Origin of the sequence: Smaragdicoccus niigatensis DSM 44881 = NBRC 103563 (assembly GCF_000380645.1) — a bacterium.
Lineage (GTDB): Bacteria > Actinomycetota > Actinomycetes > Mycobacteriales > Mycobacteriaceae > Smaragdicoccus > Smaragdicoccus niigatensis.
This window is the reverse complement of the sequence record NZ_AQXZ01000016.1, coordinates 182,496-196,389: the sequence shown is the minus strand read 5'-3', so window position 1 is coordinate 196,389 and position 13,894 is coordinate 182,496. Positions and strand designations below refer to the sequence as shown.

The 13,894-nt window shown below is 64.1% G+C and carries 15 protein-coding genes; 8 read left to right on the top strand and 7 right to left on the bottom strand.

Features of this window, described 5'->3' with window-relative positions; all coding sequences use genetic code 11:
* The first annotated feature begins 42 nt into the window (after positions 1–42).
* The 4 genes from F600_RS0111390 to F600_RS0111375 all read left to right on the top strand — a co-directional run bounded on the left by F600_RS0111390 (position 43) and on the right by F600_RS0111375 (position 2,224).
* Positions 43–462 (top strand): DUF4383 domain-containing protein, encoded by a 420-nt coding sequence (locus F600_RS0111390; RefSeq protein ID WP_018160743.1) that lies wholly within the window; start codon positions 43–45, stop codon positions 460–462.
* Between the two features lie 137 nt (positions 463–599).
* Positions 600–1,238, top strand: coding sequence for a hypothetical protein (locus F600_RS0111385; RefSeq protein ID WP_018160742.1), 639 nt, complete (start codon positions 600–602; stop codon positions 1,236–1,238).
* Positions 1,225–1,782 carry a DUF6529 family protein gene (locus F600_RS0111380; RefSeq protein ID WP_018160741.1) on the top strand — a complete coding sequence of 186 codons (558 nt, stop codon included), beginning with the start codon at positions 1,225–1,227 and terminating at the stop codon, positions 1,780–1,782. The genes F600_RS0111385 and F600_RS0111380 overlap by 14 nt, the downstream gene beginning before the upstream one ends.
* A 13-nt stretch (positions 1,783–1,795) precedes the next feature.
* Positions 1,796–2,224: a QcrA and Rieske domain-containing protein gene (locus F600_RS0111375; RefSeq protein WP_018160740.1), complete on the top strand. Its 429-nt coding sequence runs from the start codon at positions 1,796–1,798 to the stop codon at positions 2,222–2,224.
* On the opposite strand, the gene F600_RS27810 is transcribed toward F600_RS0111375, so the two are convergent.
* Positions 2,221–4,257 carry an ATP-binding cassette domain-containing protein gene (locus tag F600_RS27810; RefSeq protein ID WP_156024535.1) on the bottom strand — a complete coding sequence of 679 codons (2,037 nt, stop codon included), beginning with the start codon at positions 4,255–4,257 and terminating at the stop codon, positions 2,221–2,223. The genes F600_RS0111375 and F600_RS27810 overlap by 4 nt on opposite strands.
* Positions 4,258–4,413: 156 nt before the next feature.
* Here F600_RS27810 and F600_RS0111365 point away from each other — a divergent pair, with 156 nt between their 5' ends.
* The gene (locus tag F600_RS0111365) at positions 4,414–5,046 is read left to right on the top strand and encodes a hypothetical protein (protein WP_018160738.1); all 633 of its coding nucleotides are present in this window, start codon (positions 4,414–4,416) and stop codon (positions 5,044–5,046) included.
* Here F600_RS0111365 and F600_RS0111360 read toward each other — a convergent pair.
* The 3 genes from F600_RS0111360 to ppgK all read right to left on the bottom strand — a co-directional run bounded on the left by F600_RS0111360 (position 5,043) and on the right by ppgK (position 8,176).
* Positions 5,043–5,690, bottom strand: coding sequence for a cyclase family protein (locus F600_RS0111360; protein WP_018160737.1), 648 nt, complete (start codon positions 5,688–5,690; stop codon positions 5,043–5,045). The genes F600_RS0111365 and F600_RS0111360 overlap by 4 nt on opposite strands.
* A gap of 61 nt (positions 5,691–5,751) precedes the next feature.
* Positions 5,752–7,176, bottom strand: coding sequence for an RNA polymerase sigma factor (locus F600_RS0111355; RefSeq protein WP_018160736.1), 1,425 nt, complete (start codon positions 7,174–7,176; stop codon positions 5,752–5,754).
* Positions 7,177–7,414: 238 nt separating this feature from the next.
* Positions 7,415–8,176, bottom strand: a complete 762-nt coding sequence (gene ppgK, locus F600_RS0111350) for a polyphosphate--glucose phosphotransferase (protein WP_018160735.1) — start codon at positions 8,174–8,176, stop codon at positions 7,415–7,417.
* Between the two features lie 50 nt (positions 8,177–8,226).
* On the opposite strand from ppgK, the gene F600_RS0111345 reads away from it, so the two are divergent.
* A complete protein-coding gene (locus F600_RS0111345; protein WP_018160734.1) occupies positions 8,227–9,123 on the top strand; it encodes an inositol monophosphatase family protein in 897 nt (298 codons plus the stop codon).
* Positions 9,124–9,133: 10 nt separating this feature from the next.
* Here the strand turns inward: F600_RS0111345 and F600_RS27805 are convergent, their stop codons facing one another.
* Together F600_RS27805 and cei are read right to left on the bottom strand one after the other, a co-directional pair.
* Positions 9,134–9,313, bottom strand: a complete 180-nt coding sequence (locus F600_RS27805) for a hypothetical protein (RefSeq protein ID WP_018160733.1) — start codon at positions 9,311–9,313, stop codon at positions 9,134–9,136.
* Positions 9,314–9,423: 110 nt separating this feature from the next.
* Positions 9,424–10,107, bottom strand: coding sequence for an envelope integrity protein Cei (cei, locus tag F600_RS0111335; protein WP_018160732.1), 684 nt, complete (start codon positions 10,105–10,107; stop codon positions 9,424–9,426).
* Between the two features lie 402 nt (positions 10,108–10,509).
* On the opposite strand from cei, the gene F600_RS0111330 reads away from it, so the two are divergent.
* Both F600_RS0111330 and F600_RS0111325 read left to right on the top strand, forming a co-directional pair.
* On the top strand, positions 10,510–10,812 hold the full coding sequence (locus F600_RS0111330) for a DUF4193 domain-containing protein (RefSeq protein ID WP_018160731.1): 303 nt from the start codon (positions 10,510–10,512) through the stop codon (positions 10,810–10,812).
* Positions 10,813–10,947: 135 nt separating this feature from the next.
* Positions 10,948–13,299 (top strand): ATP-binding cassette domain-containing protein, encoded by a 2,352-nt coding sequence (locus tag F600_RS0111325; RefSeq protein ID WP_018160730.1) that lies wholly within the window; start codon positions 10,948–10,950, stop codon positions 13,297–13,299.
* Between the two features lie 74 nt (positions 13,300–13,373).
* On the opposite strand, the gene F600_RS0111320 is transcribed toward F600_RS0111325, so the two are convergent.
* Positions 13,374–13,841, bottom strand: a complete 468-nt coding sequence (locus F600_RS0111320; RefSeq protein WP_018160729.1) for a DUF3093 domain-containing protein — start codon at positions 13,839–13,841, stop codon at positions 13,374–13,376.
* Positions 13,842–13,894 lie beyond the last annotated feature (53 nt).

Sequence of the window (13,894 nt, the reverse complement as noted above, 5' to 3'; positions counted from 1 at the left end):
ACTATCCGTGAAGGTTCTCGAACATCATGGAAGGACGAACCAATGTCGATTCAAACGATCACGCGTTCCAAGGAGCTCAACCGCATCGCCGCAGGACTTTTCGGCGCCGTTTTCACGCTCCTCGGTCTGCTCGGCTTCACTGTCTCGGGCGGTCACGATGCACTGGGCCACGACGGCGGCCACCTGCTCGGCCTGTTCGAAGTCAACGTCTCCCACAACCTCGTTCACCTCGCGGTGGGCGTCGTCCTGATTGCCGCGGCTCTGGCCGGCGAGGCGATCGCTCGGTTCGCCAACATCGCGGTGGGCGTGGTTTACCTCCTGGTCGGTGTCGTCGGTCTCGCCATCATCGGCACGGACCTGAACCTCATTGCGCTCAACGGTCTCGACAATGGTCTGCACATCGTGGTCGGCGGGGCAATGGCGGCGGCCGGCGTGATTCTCGGTCGCAAGACCGCCGAGTAATCTGCCGTACGGCAACCTCCCCGTCTACCGGCGGGGAGGTTTTGGCATTTCTGGGCAATTTCCCACCATTGCCGAATTGCGTTACGGCCGCGACAATCTGATTCAGACATATCAGCCACCGCTCCCTAGGAGGCCTGGTGCGAAACCGCGGCCCGATACTGACGCTCGGGATAATCGGCGTCCTCATCATTGGAATCCTCACGGCCAACGCCCTGGTCGGCTCGGACAAGGATTCGAACAAGACGGGTGCGACCTCCTCGAAGGCGACGGTTGCCGCCACCACGACGACCACCGCGGCGCCGGTCGAGAGCGGGTTCCCGGCACAGGTCGATTACTCGGGTTACGCCGGCGATTCGATCGCGTTGAACATCACCGTCACCGGCACCAAGGCCACCGCCTACGCCTGTGACGGCAACTCGGTCGAGTCCTGGCTGCGCGGCCCGGCGGAGAACGGAAAGCTCAATCTCACGAGCAAATCGGGCGACAAGCTCACCGGTCAGCTCAACGGCACGACGGTCACCGGCACGCTCACCATCGGTGGCCGGAGCTGGGATTTCTCGGCCAATCAAACCGAGCCACCAGCGGGTATGTACCGGTACAACGACAACGGGTACCGCTACAGCTGGGTGTACCGGAATAGCACCGATAACACGGGAGTCGTTCGAGCCCCCGATGGTTCGACGAGCCCGGCTCCACCGCTTGACGAGAACCAGAACTTCTACATCGAGGGACGCCAGGTCCACGCGGAGAAGGTGAACGGCGATGACGCAGGCTAACGTGCCCGCCAAGAACACGGGTGCGACGGTCATCCTCGTCCCGCTAGTCGCGGGGCTGCTGACCTCGCTCGCGCTGGGGGTCTACTCCGTTGCGCATGATCCGCAGTTCTTCTCGGTCAACATCCCCGGTTTCGCGAGCTTCGGTGCGGTGAAGTCGGCCCTCGGGACCGTGGCGTTCCTCCTGGCATTCGTGCAGGTCGGCTCTGCGCTCGTGATGTACGGGAAAGTACCGATCACGGCGCCGAGTTGGATCGGCAAGCTGCACGTGTGGTCGGGTCGCTTGGCGGTCCTGGCGACCGTCCCGGTCGCGGTGCACTGCCTTCATGCCTTCGGGATGGCGACCGGCAGCAGCCGCGTCCTCATCCACTCGATCGCCGGTTGCTTTCTCTACGGAGTATTCGTCACGAAGATGTTGCTGCTCCTGAAAAAGGGCGTACCTGGCTGGTGTCTTCCAGTTTTCGGCGGTCTCGTGTTCACGAGTCTGGTCGTCCTCTGGCTGACATCGTCGCTATGGTTCTTCCAAAGTGGCAAGCCGATCTTCTGACACGGGGGAATTCATGGAGGAGCTGTCGAGGCGACAGGTCATCGCCGCTAGCGGCGCAGTCGTGGCTGTCGGAGCCGTCGCTGGGTGCTCGGTGTATGGGAAGAAGAAGGACGAACCATCGGTCACTGTCGCCACGAGTGCCGGGCAGTCGGCACCGGCGAACGCGGTCGCGTCGAAGTCGCAGGTTCCGGTCGGTTCTGGCCTCATCGTCGGTGACAAGGGCGTTGTCGTCACTCAGTTGACGGAAGGCGAGTTCAAGGGCCTTTCATCGACGTGCACGCACGCCGGATGCACAGTCGCCGAGATCTCGGACAACCTCATCCACTGCCCGTGCCACGGCAGTGCGTTCAACCTCGACGGCACGGTCGCCAAGGGGCCGGCGGCCAAGCCGCTCCCAGCGAAGAACGTCTCCGTCAGCGGGGACTTCGTCGTCCTCGATTAGGGCTTACGCTGCACCGCCGCTCGCCACTCGAGGCGGCGGAACGTCAGCAGCGCGAACACGACGCCGAGGAGCACCAACATCTCGGTTGCGAGCAGCCAGTGCGCTGAGTTGTGCTGCCACAACGTGTCCGCTTCGATCCCGATTCCCCAGGAGCGGAGGTCGATGGTGACGGCACCGGCGGCAAAACCCCACCGCGAGGGGAAGAGCCACGACAGCTGGTTCAGTCCGAGTCGCGCGTTGATTTCGATGAGTCCGGCCGACATGACCAGTTGCCCCATGATCGAGACCACGAGCAACGGCATGACCTGATCTGCAGTGCGCGCGAGCGTCGACAAGAACAGTCCGACCATGACGCAGCAGCACGCGGTGAGCGCGATGTCGATCGACAGTTCCAGAGCGCCCGACGAGAAGAACGCGCCCTTTCCAGGCCCGGGCTTCGCGGCCAGGGTGATCCCCATGAGAACCGCCGACTGTGCAATCGCGGCGGCGCAGAAGACGACGGTCTTGGCGAGCAGGTACGCCGATGGACGGAGCCCGACGGCTCGTTCCCGGTGGTAGATCGATCGTTCACCGACGAGATCGCGTGCGGTCAGCGTCGTGCCCATGAAACACGCACCGAGAATCAACAGCACAAGGATCGATCGGGGCTCGTCGGGCGACGACTCCGGGCCGAGTTTGAATCCATCCTCACCAGGGACGATGAGAGTGAGCGCACCCAGGATGAACGGCATGACGACCAGGAATGCCAGGTAGCCACGATCGGCGAGAATCAGCCGCAGCTGTCGGCGGGTGAGGGTTGAGACCTGGTGACTGATCTTGGGCAGGACGGGCTTGGCGGGCGACGGGGGTGGCTCGAGTGGGGGAGCCGCGGCCTTCGGATGACGGGCGATGTACCTCTCGGCGACACCGTTCGGATCGTCGGTGACGGTCGCGAAGATCTCGGCCCAATCCGACGAGCCGTTGACCTCGTTGACGCCGGACGGCCGACCGCAGTAGGCGGTCTTTCCGCCGGGCGCGAGGAGCAACACCTTGTCGCACATGTCGAGATACGTCAGCGAGTGGGTGATGACGAGGACGACCCGGCCGTGGTCGGCAAGCTCGCGGAGCATGGTCATGACTTGGCGGTCGAGAGCGGGATCGAGTCCCGACGTCGGCTCGTCGAGGATCAGCAGCGACGGGCTCGTGAGGAGTTCGAGGGCGACCGATGCTCGCTTCCGCTGACCGCCGGAGAGGCTGTCCACTCGCGTATCGAGGTGATTCGTCAACGAAAGCTCCTCGAGTACCTGAGCGACGACCCGGTCGCGGTCCTCGGGGGTGGTGTCGGGCGGGAGTCGAAGCTCGGCGGCGTAGGAGAGCGCTTGCCTCACGGTCAACTGACGGTGGAGTACATCGTCCTGGGGCACCATGCCAAGGCGATTTCGGAGGGCCTCGTACTCGTGATGCAGGTTGTGGCCGTCGAACGTGACGGCGCCGTCCGTCGGTGAGGTCGATCCGGCGATGAGTTTCGCAAGCGTGGACTTGCCGGCACCGGACGGGCCGATGATCGCGGTGAGTGTCCCGGGCGGTGCGGCGAACGAAACGCCCGACAGTAGATACTTGCTCTTGCCGACGGCGAAGCCGACGTCGTAGAGAGCCAGGCCCGTCTCCTGCACGATCTTGTCGCGGGCGACCAGCGTATTGCCCTTGGCCACGAAATCGGTGTTTCCGACCGTCACGACGTCGCCCTCGTGCACCGTCGAACGCTTACTGCGCTGACCGTTGATGAACGTGCCGTTGGCACTCGACAGGTCTTCGATGATCAGACCCTCAGTGCTCCGGAACAGGCGAGCATGATGCCGGGAGACGAGCATGTCGGGCACTTGGATGTCGTTGTCGGACGCGCGACCGAGTGTCCGTACTGCCCCGCCGGCAGGAACCGGGGCGTGGTGGCCTGCGTGATGGGGCGGGGCGACGTTGAAGGGCGCCTTCATCATTGGTGCCTGCACCGCCATCGTGGGCTCGCTTGAGGGCTCCTCAGGCACTTTGGTCGCCATCCCTGACCTGCTCTCGAGAAGATCGGTTTCCTTCCGGCTAACGCCGGATAAAAGCAGCGTACGCAGGAAAAGAAGGTCCGAGAAGGTTCCGCGTTCTGCACAATGATCGCAAAGCCGACAGATTGCCGGGACCTCACTCCGATTGGTGTTTGGCGCATGACCAACGCGGAAACCGAGACAACCGCGACTCAGAATCTCGTCCGGAACATCGGCACGATCGTGGTCCTCGCCATCGTGCTCGGCCTCGCAATCCAGCTCGCGATGATGGTGACCGGAGCCATCGGCGCGGACTCGGTCGACAACGTGCTGTCCGAGACGGTCGGAAACGTCAGTTGGTCGGTCATCGTCTGCTTCGGCGTGACTGCGGGAACGACGATTCGGAAGTCGACGGCGCCGGTTGCCGCCGTGATCGCGTTCGTGTGCGCGCCGATCGCGCTCGGGGTCGCGAAGGGCGCACAGCGCGGTGTCAACGAATTGTCCGGGGTCGAGCCCGAGGCGATGACGTCGTCCCTGCTACTGATCGCCGCGGTCAAGGCCGTTCAGTACGGTTTCTTGGGCTTCATGCTGAATCGGCTGTCGGGTCGCGGAGTCGATCGGCTGCTGACCTTCATGGCGGTCGGCGCGGGCGCGGGCGTGACGTTCGGGCTGCTCAACGTCCTGATCCGTTCGATGACCACGTCGCTCGCATGGAGTGATTTCGCGCCGATCGCCGTCAACGAACTGCTCTTTCCGCTGGGCTGTGCGATCGCGGTGTATGTGGCGTCTGCGGCGGCGAAAGCCGCGACCTAGACCTTCGCGAAGGCGCGAACGGACACGGTCCCGAACCCGGCGATCCGCAGCGGAACAGCGGTGAAGAGGGCGCCGGAATCCGGTAATTGCTCGAGGTTCGTCAGGTGTTCGACGATCGGGATGCCGGCGGCGAGCAGGAGAGTATGCGCTGGTCGGGCGCCATGCGGTGTCACGTGGTCGATGTTGATGGCGTCGATGCCGACCAAGACCGCTCCACGGTCGGCGAGCACGTGCGCACCCGCTTCGGTCAGATAGTGCGCACCCACCGCGTAGTCCGGGGTGCCGAAACGGGCATCGTCTCCGGTGTGGAGCAGGACGGCCTTCCCCTCGACGTCGATCGAATTCAGAAGGTCCGGACCGATCGCGAGGCCGGATCCGACACGAACGACGATCGTGGGTACATCGACCGTCTGCTCGAGACTGACGGTCGTGAGATCACCGCCGTCGGGATACCGATGGAAGGGCGAGTCGAGGTAGGTGCCGGTGTTGCCGCACATCGTGATGACGTCGATCGCGAACTCGGTGCCCGGCGCGTAGTGCGCGCGCGAGTCGTCACGCGTGAGGTGCGGCGTGATTGCCGGCTCGGGAAGCCCCGGGTAGGTGACCATGCCGGCACGGATCACGTGACTCAGTTCGACGAACATGTGTCCTCCAGAACGAACAAGTGCCTTGCAGGAAAACCTGCAAGGCACTTGTTGGATCGATTTAGTCCAGGTAGTCGCGCAAAACCTGGGACCGGCTCGGGTGACGCAGCTTCGACATCGTCTTCGACTCGATCTGGCGGATGCGCTCACGCGTGACGCCGTAGACCTGGCCGATCTCGTCGAGCGTGCGCGGTTGGCCGTCGGTCAGACCGAAGCGCAGACGAACGACACCGGCTTCGCGCTCGGACAACGTCTCGAGGACCGACTGCAGTTGATCCTGGAGAAGCGTGAACGACACCGCGTCCACGGCCACGACGGCTTCGCTGTCCTCGATGAAGTCACCGAGTTGGCTGTCACCCTCGTCACCGATGGTCTGGTCGAGCGAGATGGGCTCCCGGGCGTACTGCTGGATCTCCAGCACCTTCTCCGGGGTGATGTCCATTTCCTTGGCGAGCTCTTCCGGAGTCGGCTCACGGCCGAGGTCCTGGAGAAGTTCACGCTGGATACGGCCGAGCTTGTTGATGACCTCGACCATGTGAACCGGGATACGGATCGTGCGGGCCTGGTCGGCCATGGCGCGAGTGATCGCCTGGCGGATCCACCACGTCGCGTAGGTCGAGAACTTGTAGCCCTTGGTGTAGTCGAACTTCTCGACGGCGCGGATCAGACCGAGGTTGCCTTCCTGGATGAGGTCCAGGAACGCCATGCCACGGCCCGTGTAGCGCTTGGCGAGCGAGACGACGAGTCGGAGGTTGGCCTCGAGCAGGTGGTTCTTCGCGCGGTTACCGTCGCGGATGATCCAGTTCATGTCGCGCTTGATCTGCATCGGCAGGATACCGTCGGTGTCCTCGATGAGTTCGCGCAGCTTCTCGACCGCGAAGAGACCGGCCTCGATGCGCTTGGCGAGTTCGACCTCCTCCTCGGCGTTGAGGAGGGCGACCTTACCGATCTGCTTCAGGTACGCGCGGACCGAGTCGGCCGAGGCGGTGAGCTCGGCGTCCTTGCGGGCCTGACGGAGCGCCTCGGACTCTTCCTCGTCCCACACGAAGTCGCCGGAGGTCTTGTCCTCGGCTGCCTCAGCGGCCACCGTGGCTGGGCCTTTGACGACCGCAGCGGCGACGGGCACTACCTCTTCGTCGGCTTCTTCGTCGTCATCGGTCTCGATGTCTTCGACGTCCTCGGGAATTTCGAGGTCGGCGATGTCTTCGATGTCGTCGACGACGATGTCCTCGGTGACGATGTCCTCAGTCTCGAGGTCCTCGCTCGCGGCGTCTTCGTCGGCGACGGTCGGGGCTGCAGGGACTGCAGCCTTGGCTACTGCGACCTTCTTCGGCGCTGCCTTCGTTGCGGGCGCCTTGGTGGCGCGGGCCTTCGTCGCGGTTGCGCCACCCGGGGCGGTCGCACGGGTCCGGCGCGCTGGCGCTGCGTCAGCGTTGTCGGCAGCGAGTTCCGTGTCCGTCGCTTTACGGGGTTTCGCGGCTACCACTTACGCCCTTTCGGTCATGTCGATGCGCACAAGGCCGGGGGCTATCCGGCACAGCAGCACCCGCCGGAGTTTGGTTCCGACGCTGGAAGTCTTCGGGTTGCGGCGGTACTAACCGCCAAGCACACCGACCATTGTAACGACCGGAATTGCACAAGCACCCTCGACGGTGTGTTCTGCGCGCGCCGCGCCGCCGAATTATGTCCTGCGGCGCGACGTAGCCCTTGTGAGAATTCGACAATCAGGGCGTCACGCCGGTCGCCGCGGCCATCGCCGCGCCGACAATTCCGGCCGTATTACGCAGCTGAGCTGGGACAACAGGGGAACGCGCGGTGAGTAGCGGAATCCACTTCTCGTGTTCGGCGCTGATTCCGCCACCCGCAATAAAAAGATCGGGCCACAGGAGTGCCTCGATCCGTTTGAGGACCAGATCGACTTCTGCCGCCCAGTCCTCGAAGGACAACTGCTCGCGTGTCTTCACCGAAGCAGCGGCGCGATGTTCGGCCTCGCGACCGTCGATTTCGAGGTGTCCGAGTTCGCTGTTCGGCAGCAGTGCTCCGTTGTGCAGCAGCGCCGATCCGATTCCGGTGCCGAACGTGAGCATGAGAACGAAGCCCGAAGTGCCTTTTCCGGCGCCGAAGTGAGCCTCGGCGAGGCCGGCGGCATCGGCGTCGTTCAGGACACTGACGTCTCGACCGTCGAGCACGGAGCTGAACAACTTGCGCGCGTCCGTGCCGATCCACGCGGGGTCGACGTTGGCCGCACTCTGTGCTTGACCACCCGCCACGACACAGGGGAGTGTCACGCCGACCGGACCGTCCCAGCCGGCATCGTTGACGAGCTGTGCCACGGTCGCCGCGACCGCATCCGGAGTGGCGGGTTTCGGCGTGGGAATGGTGACGACATCCGCGAGAAGTTCTCCCGTGGTCAGGTCGACAGGTGCCCCCTTGACTCCGCTGCCGCCGATGTCGACACCGAAGGCGCGTCTGGTCCGCTCGTTCATAGGCGCGAACCGTAGTGCGAACACCTGTGATCATGTGGTGCGATCGATAGGTGTTCACTTCGAATCCGCCGACTGGTCGACTTTCCGCCGTTGCGACGTCCCGAGAATTTGCTCTCGACCTGCAGCGTGTCGCCATCGAAGTGGGGCTCGAGGCGGCTGCGCACGTCCGGCGCCGACGCGTTGAGTTGTATTCGGGCCCAAGGGAACCGGACTTCGCCTCGACCAAGTCTTCGCCGACCGATCCGGTGACGATCGTCGACACCGAATCCGAGGAAGTCATCCGGAAGGCGCTGAACAGTCGTCGGCCGGGAGATTCGGTACTCGGCGAAGAAGGCGGTGGCCCGGCGAATACCGATGCGGCGGTCCAGTGGGTCGTCGACCCGATCGACGGGACCGTGAACTTCATGTACGGACTGCCGGCCTATGCGGTGTCGATCGCTGCGGCGCACCAGGGCGTCTTCGTGGCGGGCGCGGTCGCCGACGTGAATTCTGGCGAGACCTATACGGCCGCGTTGGGCGCGGGTGCGCATCGAATCTCGCCCACCGGCGAATGGACGCCTCTCCGGGTCAATACGCCGTCGTCGTTGCAGATGTCCCTGGTGGCGACCGGATTTGGGTACGCCGCCTCGAGGCGTGCGGAACAGGGACGAATCGTGGCCGGACTGCTGCCGCACGTGCGTGACATTCGGCGCCTGGGTTCCGCGGCGCTCGATCTGTGCCTGCTCGCTGCGGGGCAGGTCGACGCCTATTACGAGCACGGCCTGAACGTCTGGGACTGGGCGGCCGGGGCCCTCATCGCCCAGGAAGCGGGCGCCGCCGTGGAATTACCGGCCGCAGATGCTGCTGGAAATGCCGGCCACATAGTGGCGGCCTCCGCGCCGAGCGTCGCGGAGGCCTTTGCCAATACCCTCCGCGATCTGAATGCGGTGGGCCCTATTCCCGTGTGATTTCGGGGTCTCAGCTGTAGTAGGCGGTGTCGGTGTAGCCGTCGCCGTCAGTGTCCGTCTCGGCGTAGTCGAAGTAACCGTCCACGTTGCTGTCGACCGCGATGGTGTCGAGCCAGCCGTCGCCGTTGGTGTCGAGTTCTGCGGTCTCGTAGTAGCCGTCTGCGTTGGTGTCGTACCAGTAGCCGTTCATGGTGTCCCTCTCTGTGTTCCGTTCGCTCTTTGGCGATTCGGAAAGTAAGAGTCGGGCCCACCGCAGAAAGTTCCCACCAATCCAAAAGAATTTTGGACGGCGCGTGGACGTCAGCAGTCGGAGCTACGCGCGGCCTTCAGGAGAGCGGAGTCGAGCGGCGGGGCGGCCTGGCCCGGCGTGGCTTCCTTGAGGGTGCGCAGAACCTCGTCCGCGTCCGAGTTCGGCGACAAGTCGTTTCCGATGTAGGAGCCGAGCGCGACGTCGACGACATCATCGCTGCGGTTGTCCGCGATCAGTTCCGCACATGGGACGACGAGCTGGAGCGCTGATGCGGTCGCCTTGCCCTTGGCGCCGTACCGAATCTGACCCGTGCACTCCAAGTCCTGCTTGGTGTAAACGGGGTCGTTTCCGACACCATCGGGCGCGATGTTGAAGCCATAGTCCGACAGCTGTGAGGCGATGTGCGTGGCCTGGCCGCGCACGCCGTTGCCGTTGAACACGCGGACTTTGGTGCTCACCAGGGCGGCCGGCTGGACGTCCTCGAGGGCGTCCTGGCCGACGCGTTGACCGAGTTTTGCCGGCGTCGGATCGCCCGGTTGGGCATTGGCCGTCCCCGGGCTGTTGCACGTTGCCGGAGCCCGGTTCGTGTCCTGCTTCGTGAGTGCGGAGATCCACACACCGACGCAGAGTAATGAAAGACACACCACGAGAATTCCCCACGGACGGACCCGTCGACGTTTGTACGGTCGACCGGTGCGATCGTTGGCGGAACCATCGGTGATCAGCGAAACCACGTCGTCACTCTAGAGCGTCGGGGCTGCGATTCCGCACACGGCGCGCGCCCGATCACGGCTCCGATTGGCCCATGTGGAGGACTTGTGTCCACATTCTAGGAAACTCACCGAGATTGATTCCCGCTTGTGCGTCTGAATCGGTTATTGTCTGCGCCGCCTGCTTCCAACGTTTCCACTGTGTTGTCGGCTGTAACACCAGCCGCTGGCGCAACGAGAATGTGCGGTGCGACGGGCGCACGGGAACAAACCGGCATGCCGGTGCGTTCAGTGAGCGCGACCAGGGGACCCATCCGGGTACCCGAGCGTTGAAGCAAGACACAGGGGGATGGCGGCGCCGCTCCCGACCGGGAGAAAACGGTCAAGCCCGCCGCCATGATTTGGATGAGTGTGAGGGGAACCAAGATGGCTACCGACTACGACGCACCGCGACGGGGAGACGCCGACGAACTCGCGGAGGACTCGCTCGAGGAGCTGAAGGCGCGCCGCAGTGAGGCGCAGTCTTCGTCGGTCGATATCGATGAGGTGGATACCGCGGAGTCCTTTGAGCTCCCGGGTGCGGATCTCTCGGGGGAAGAGCTCTCCGTACGCGTCATCCCCAAGCAGGCCGACGAATTCACCTGCTCGAGCTGCTTCCTGGTGCATCACCGCAGCCGTCTCGCCAGCAGCGAGAACGGCGAGCTGATCTGCACCGACTGCGCAGCCTGATCGAACGACGGAACGGGCCGGGGATGGCGACATCCCCGGCCCGTTTGCGTGTCCGGACACCCCCGCGATGGGTTTCGTCCGAATGATCACGAATCAAGAAGCGATTCCCGGCGGTCCGCCGCTAGCGTGACTCGCATGGACAGCACCATTCACGGCTCTATCCGCGTCACCGGCGCCCGCGAGAACAACCTCAAAGACGTCAGTGTCGAAATTCCCAAGCGGCAACTCACGGTGTTCACCGGTGTCTCGGGGTCGGGCAAGAGCTCGCTCGTCTTCGACACCATCGCCGCCGAATCGCAGCGCCTCATCAACGAGACCTACAGCTCCTTCGTGCAGGGGTTCATGCCGACGTTGGCTCGTCCGGACGTCGACGTTCTCGAGGGCCTCACGACCGCGATCATCGTGGATCAGGAACGGATGGGCGCGAACATCCGGTCCACCGTGGGAACCGCGACCGATGCGAACGCGATGCTGCGAATACTGTTCAGCCGGCTCGGCGAACCGCATATCGGCGGTCCCAACGCCTTCGCCTTCAACGTGCCGTCGGTCCGCGCGAGCGGTGCGATCACCGTCGACCGCGGCGAGGGTAAGACCAAGACCGAGAAGGCGACCTTCAACCGGCTCGGCGGCATGTGCTCGCGCTGTGAGGGCACCGGATCGGTGTCCGATTTCGACCTCGGTGCGCTGTACGACGCTTCGAAGTCCCTCAACGAGGGTGCGCTGACGATCCCGGGCTACAGCATGGAGGGCTGGTACGGCCGGATATTCCGCGGCTGCGGATTCTTCGACCCGGACAAGCCGATCAACAAGTTCAACAAACGCGAGCTTCACGACCTTCTGTACAAGGAATCCACGAAGATCAAGGTCGAGGGCATCAACCTCACCTACCTCGGGCTGATTCCGCAGATCCAGAAGTCGTTCTTGTCGAAAGACGTCGACGCGATGCAGCCGCACATCCGGGCGTTCGTCGAGCGTGCCGTCGTCTTCCAGACGTGCCCGGAGTGTCACGGCACCCGGCTCGCAGCGCCGGCGCGATCCTCGAAGATCAAGGGCGTCAACATCGCCGACGTCTGCTCGATGCAGATCAGCGACTTGGCCGCCTGGGTTCGGGAACTCGACGAGCCGTCAGTTGCGCCGCTGCTGAAGGTTCTCGGCGAGACGCTCGACTCGTTCGTCGAGATCGGTCTGGGCTACCTGTCGCTCGACCGGCCCTCGGGAACGCTGTCCGGTGGCGAAGCCCAACGCACCAAGATGATCCGCCACCTCGGTTCGGCGCTGACGGACGTCACTTACGTGTTTGACGAGCCCACGATCGGGCTGCACCCCCATGACATTGCGCGCATGAATGACCTGCTTCTCCAGCTGCGAGACAAGGGCAACACCGTCCTCGTGGTCGAGCACAAGCCGGAAGCGATCGCGATCGCCGACCATGTCGTCGACCTCGGGCCTGGCGCGGGTATCGGAGGCGGTCAGGTCGTGTTCGAGGGGACTGTCGACGGGCTGCGGTCGAGCGGAACCTTGACGGGCAAGCACCTCGACGATCGGGCCAGGCTCAAGCCTTCCGTACGGGCCGCGTCGGGTGCATTGGAAGTACGTGGCGCGAACGCACACAATCTGCAAAACGTCGACGTGAACATCCCGCTCGGCCTCCTCGTCGTCCTCACCGGAGTCGCCGGGTCAGGGAAGAGTTCGCTGATTCAGGGTTCGGTCGCGAGCCGCGACGGCGTCGTCACGGTCGACCAAGGCGCGATCAAGGGGTCCCGCCGCAGCAACCCGGCGACGTACACCGGCTTGCTCGAGCCGATTCGCAAGGCGTTCGCGAAGGTCAACGGCGTGAAGCCGGCGTTGTTCAGTGCCAACTCCGAGGGTGCGTGCCCGGCGTGCAACGGCGCCGGGGTCATCTATACGGACCTCGGCATCATGGCCAGCGTCACCACCGTGTGCGATGAATGTGAAGGCAAGCGCTTCGACGGGTCGGTTCTCGAATACAAGCTCGCCGGTCGGGACATCGCCGAAGTGCTCGACATGCCGGTTTCGGAGGCGTTCGAGTTCTTCTCGAACGGTGAGTCGAAGATCCCGGCAGCGTCCGCCATCCTGGGCCGGCTCGCAGATGTCGGGCTGGGATACCTCGCGATCGGTCAGCCACTGACCACGCTCTCTGGTGGTGAACGACAGCGTCTCAAGCTGGCGACCCACCTCGGCGAGAAGGGCGGGATCTACGTTCTCGACGAGCCGACCACAGGTTTGCACCTCGCCGACGTGCAGCAACTTCTCGGTCTTCTCGACCGACTGGTCGAGTCGGGAAAGTCCGTCATTGTCATCGAGCACCACCAGGCGGTCATGGCACATGCGGACTGGATCATCGATCTGGGTCCGGGAGCCGGTCATGACGGCGGCCGAATCGTGTTCGAGGGGACTCCCGCCGACCTCGTGGCCGGAAAGTCGACGCTGACGGGTCAGCATCTGGCGGAGTACGTGGGGGCCTGAACTCCTGTCCAATCCCGATCGATTGCCGTATCACCAACCTGATCAGGTAGGCGATACGGCAATCGATCGGGATTTTATGCCCGGTCGCTCGTCACGCCCAGTGCGGCCACCACGGCTTCCGGCTTCTTGGCGCTGAACAACCAGTAGGGCGTGGGGTCGTCCGGATCGTCGAGGACGACGAGGACCATGTGCTTGACCCACGGACGGTGGACGAGGAATGCGGCGGGGTCGAACTGTCGGCCCATCGCCGCGCTCTTCGCCGACTGCGGCACGACCGCAGCCTTGCTGATGAAGTGCACGGGAAGGTGAGCGCGACCGACGACGAGTTCGGGCTCATCACCACCGGTGACCTCGAGGCGCGAACGGCTCATCGCGATCAGCAGGATCACGGGGATCGGCAATAGCAAGCCGAACGAAATCCAGGGCGGCACTTCGACGCCCATGACGAACTCCGCGGCCAGAACCGCCGCCACGCCGAGGCCGATGAGATACCACCACCACGGCACGGGCTGGGTTTCCCGGTATCGCACAACATCGCTCACGCGGTCAACACTAGCGACGTGTGCCCTACGTCCTGCTGAGGACTCCGGGTGCG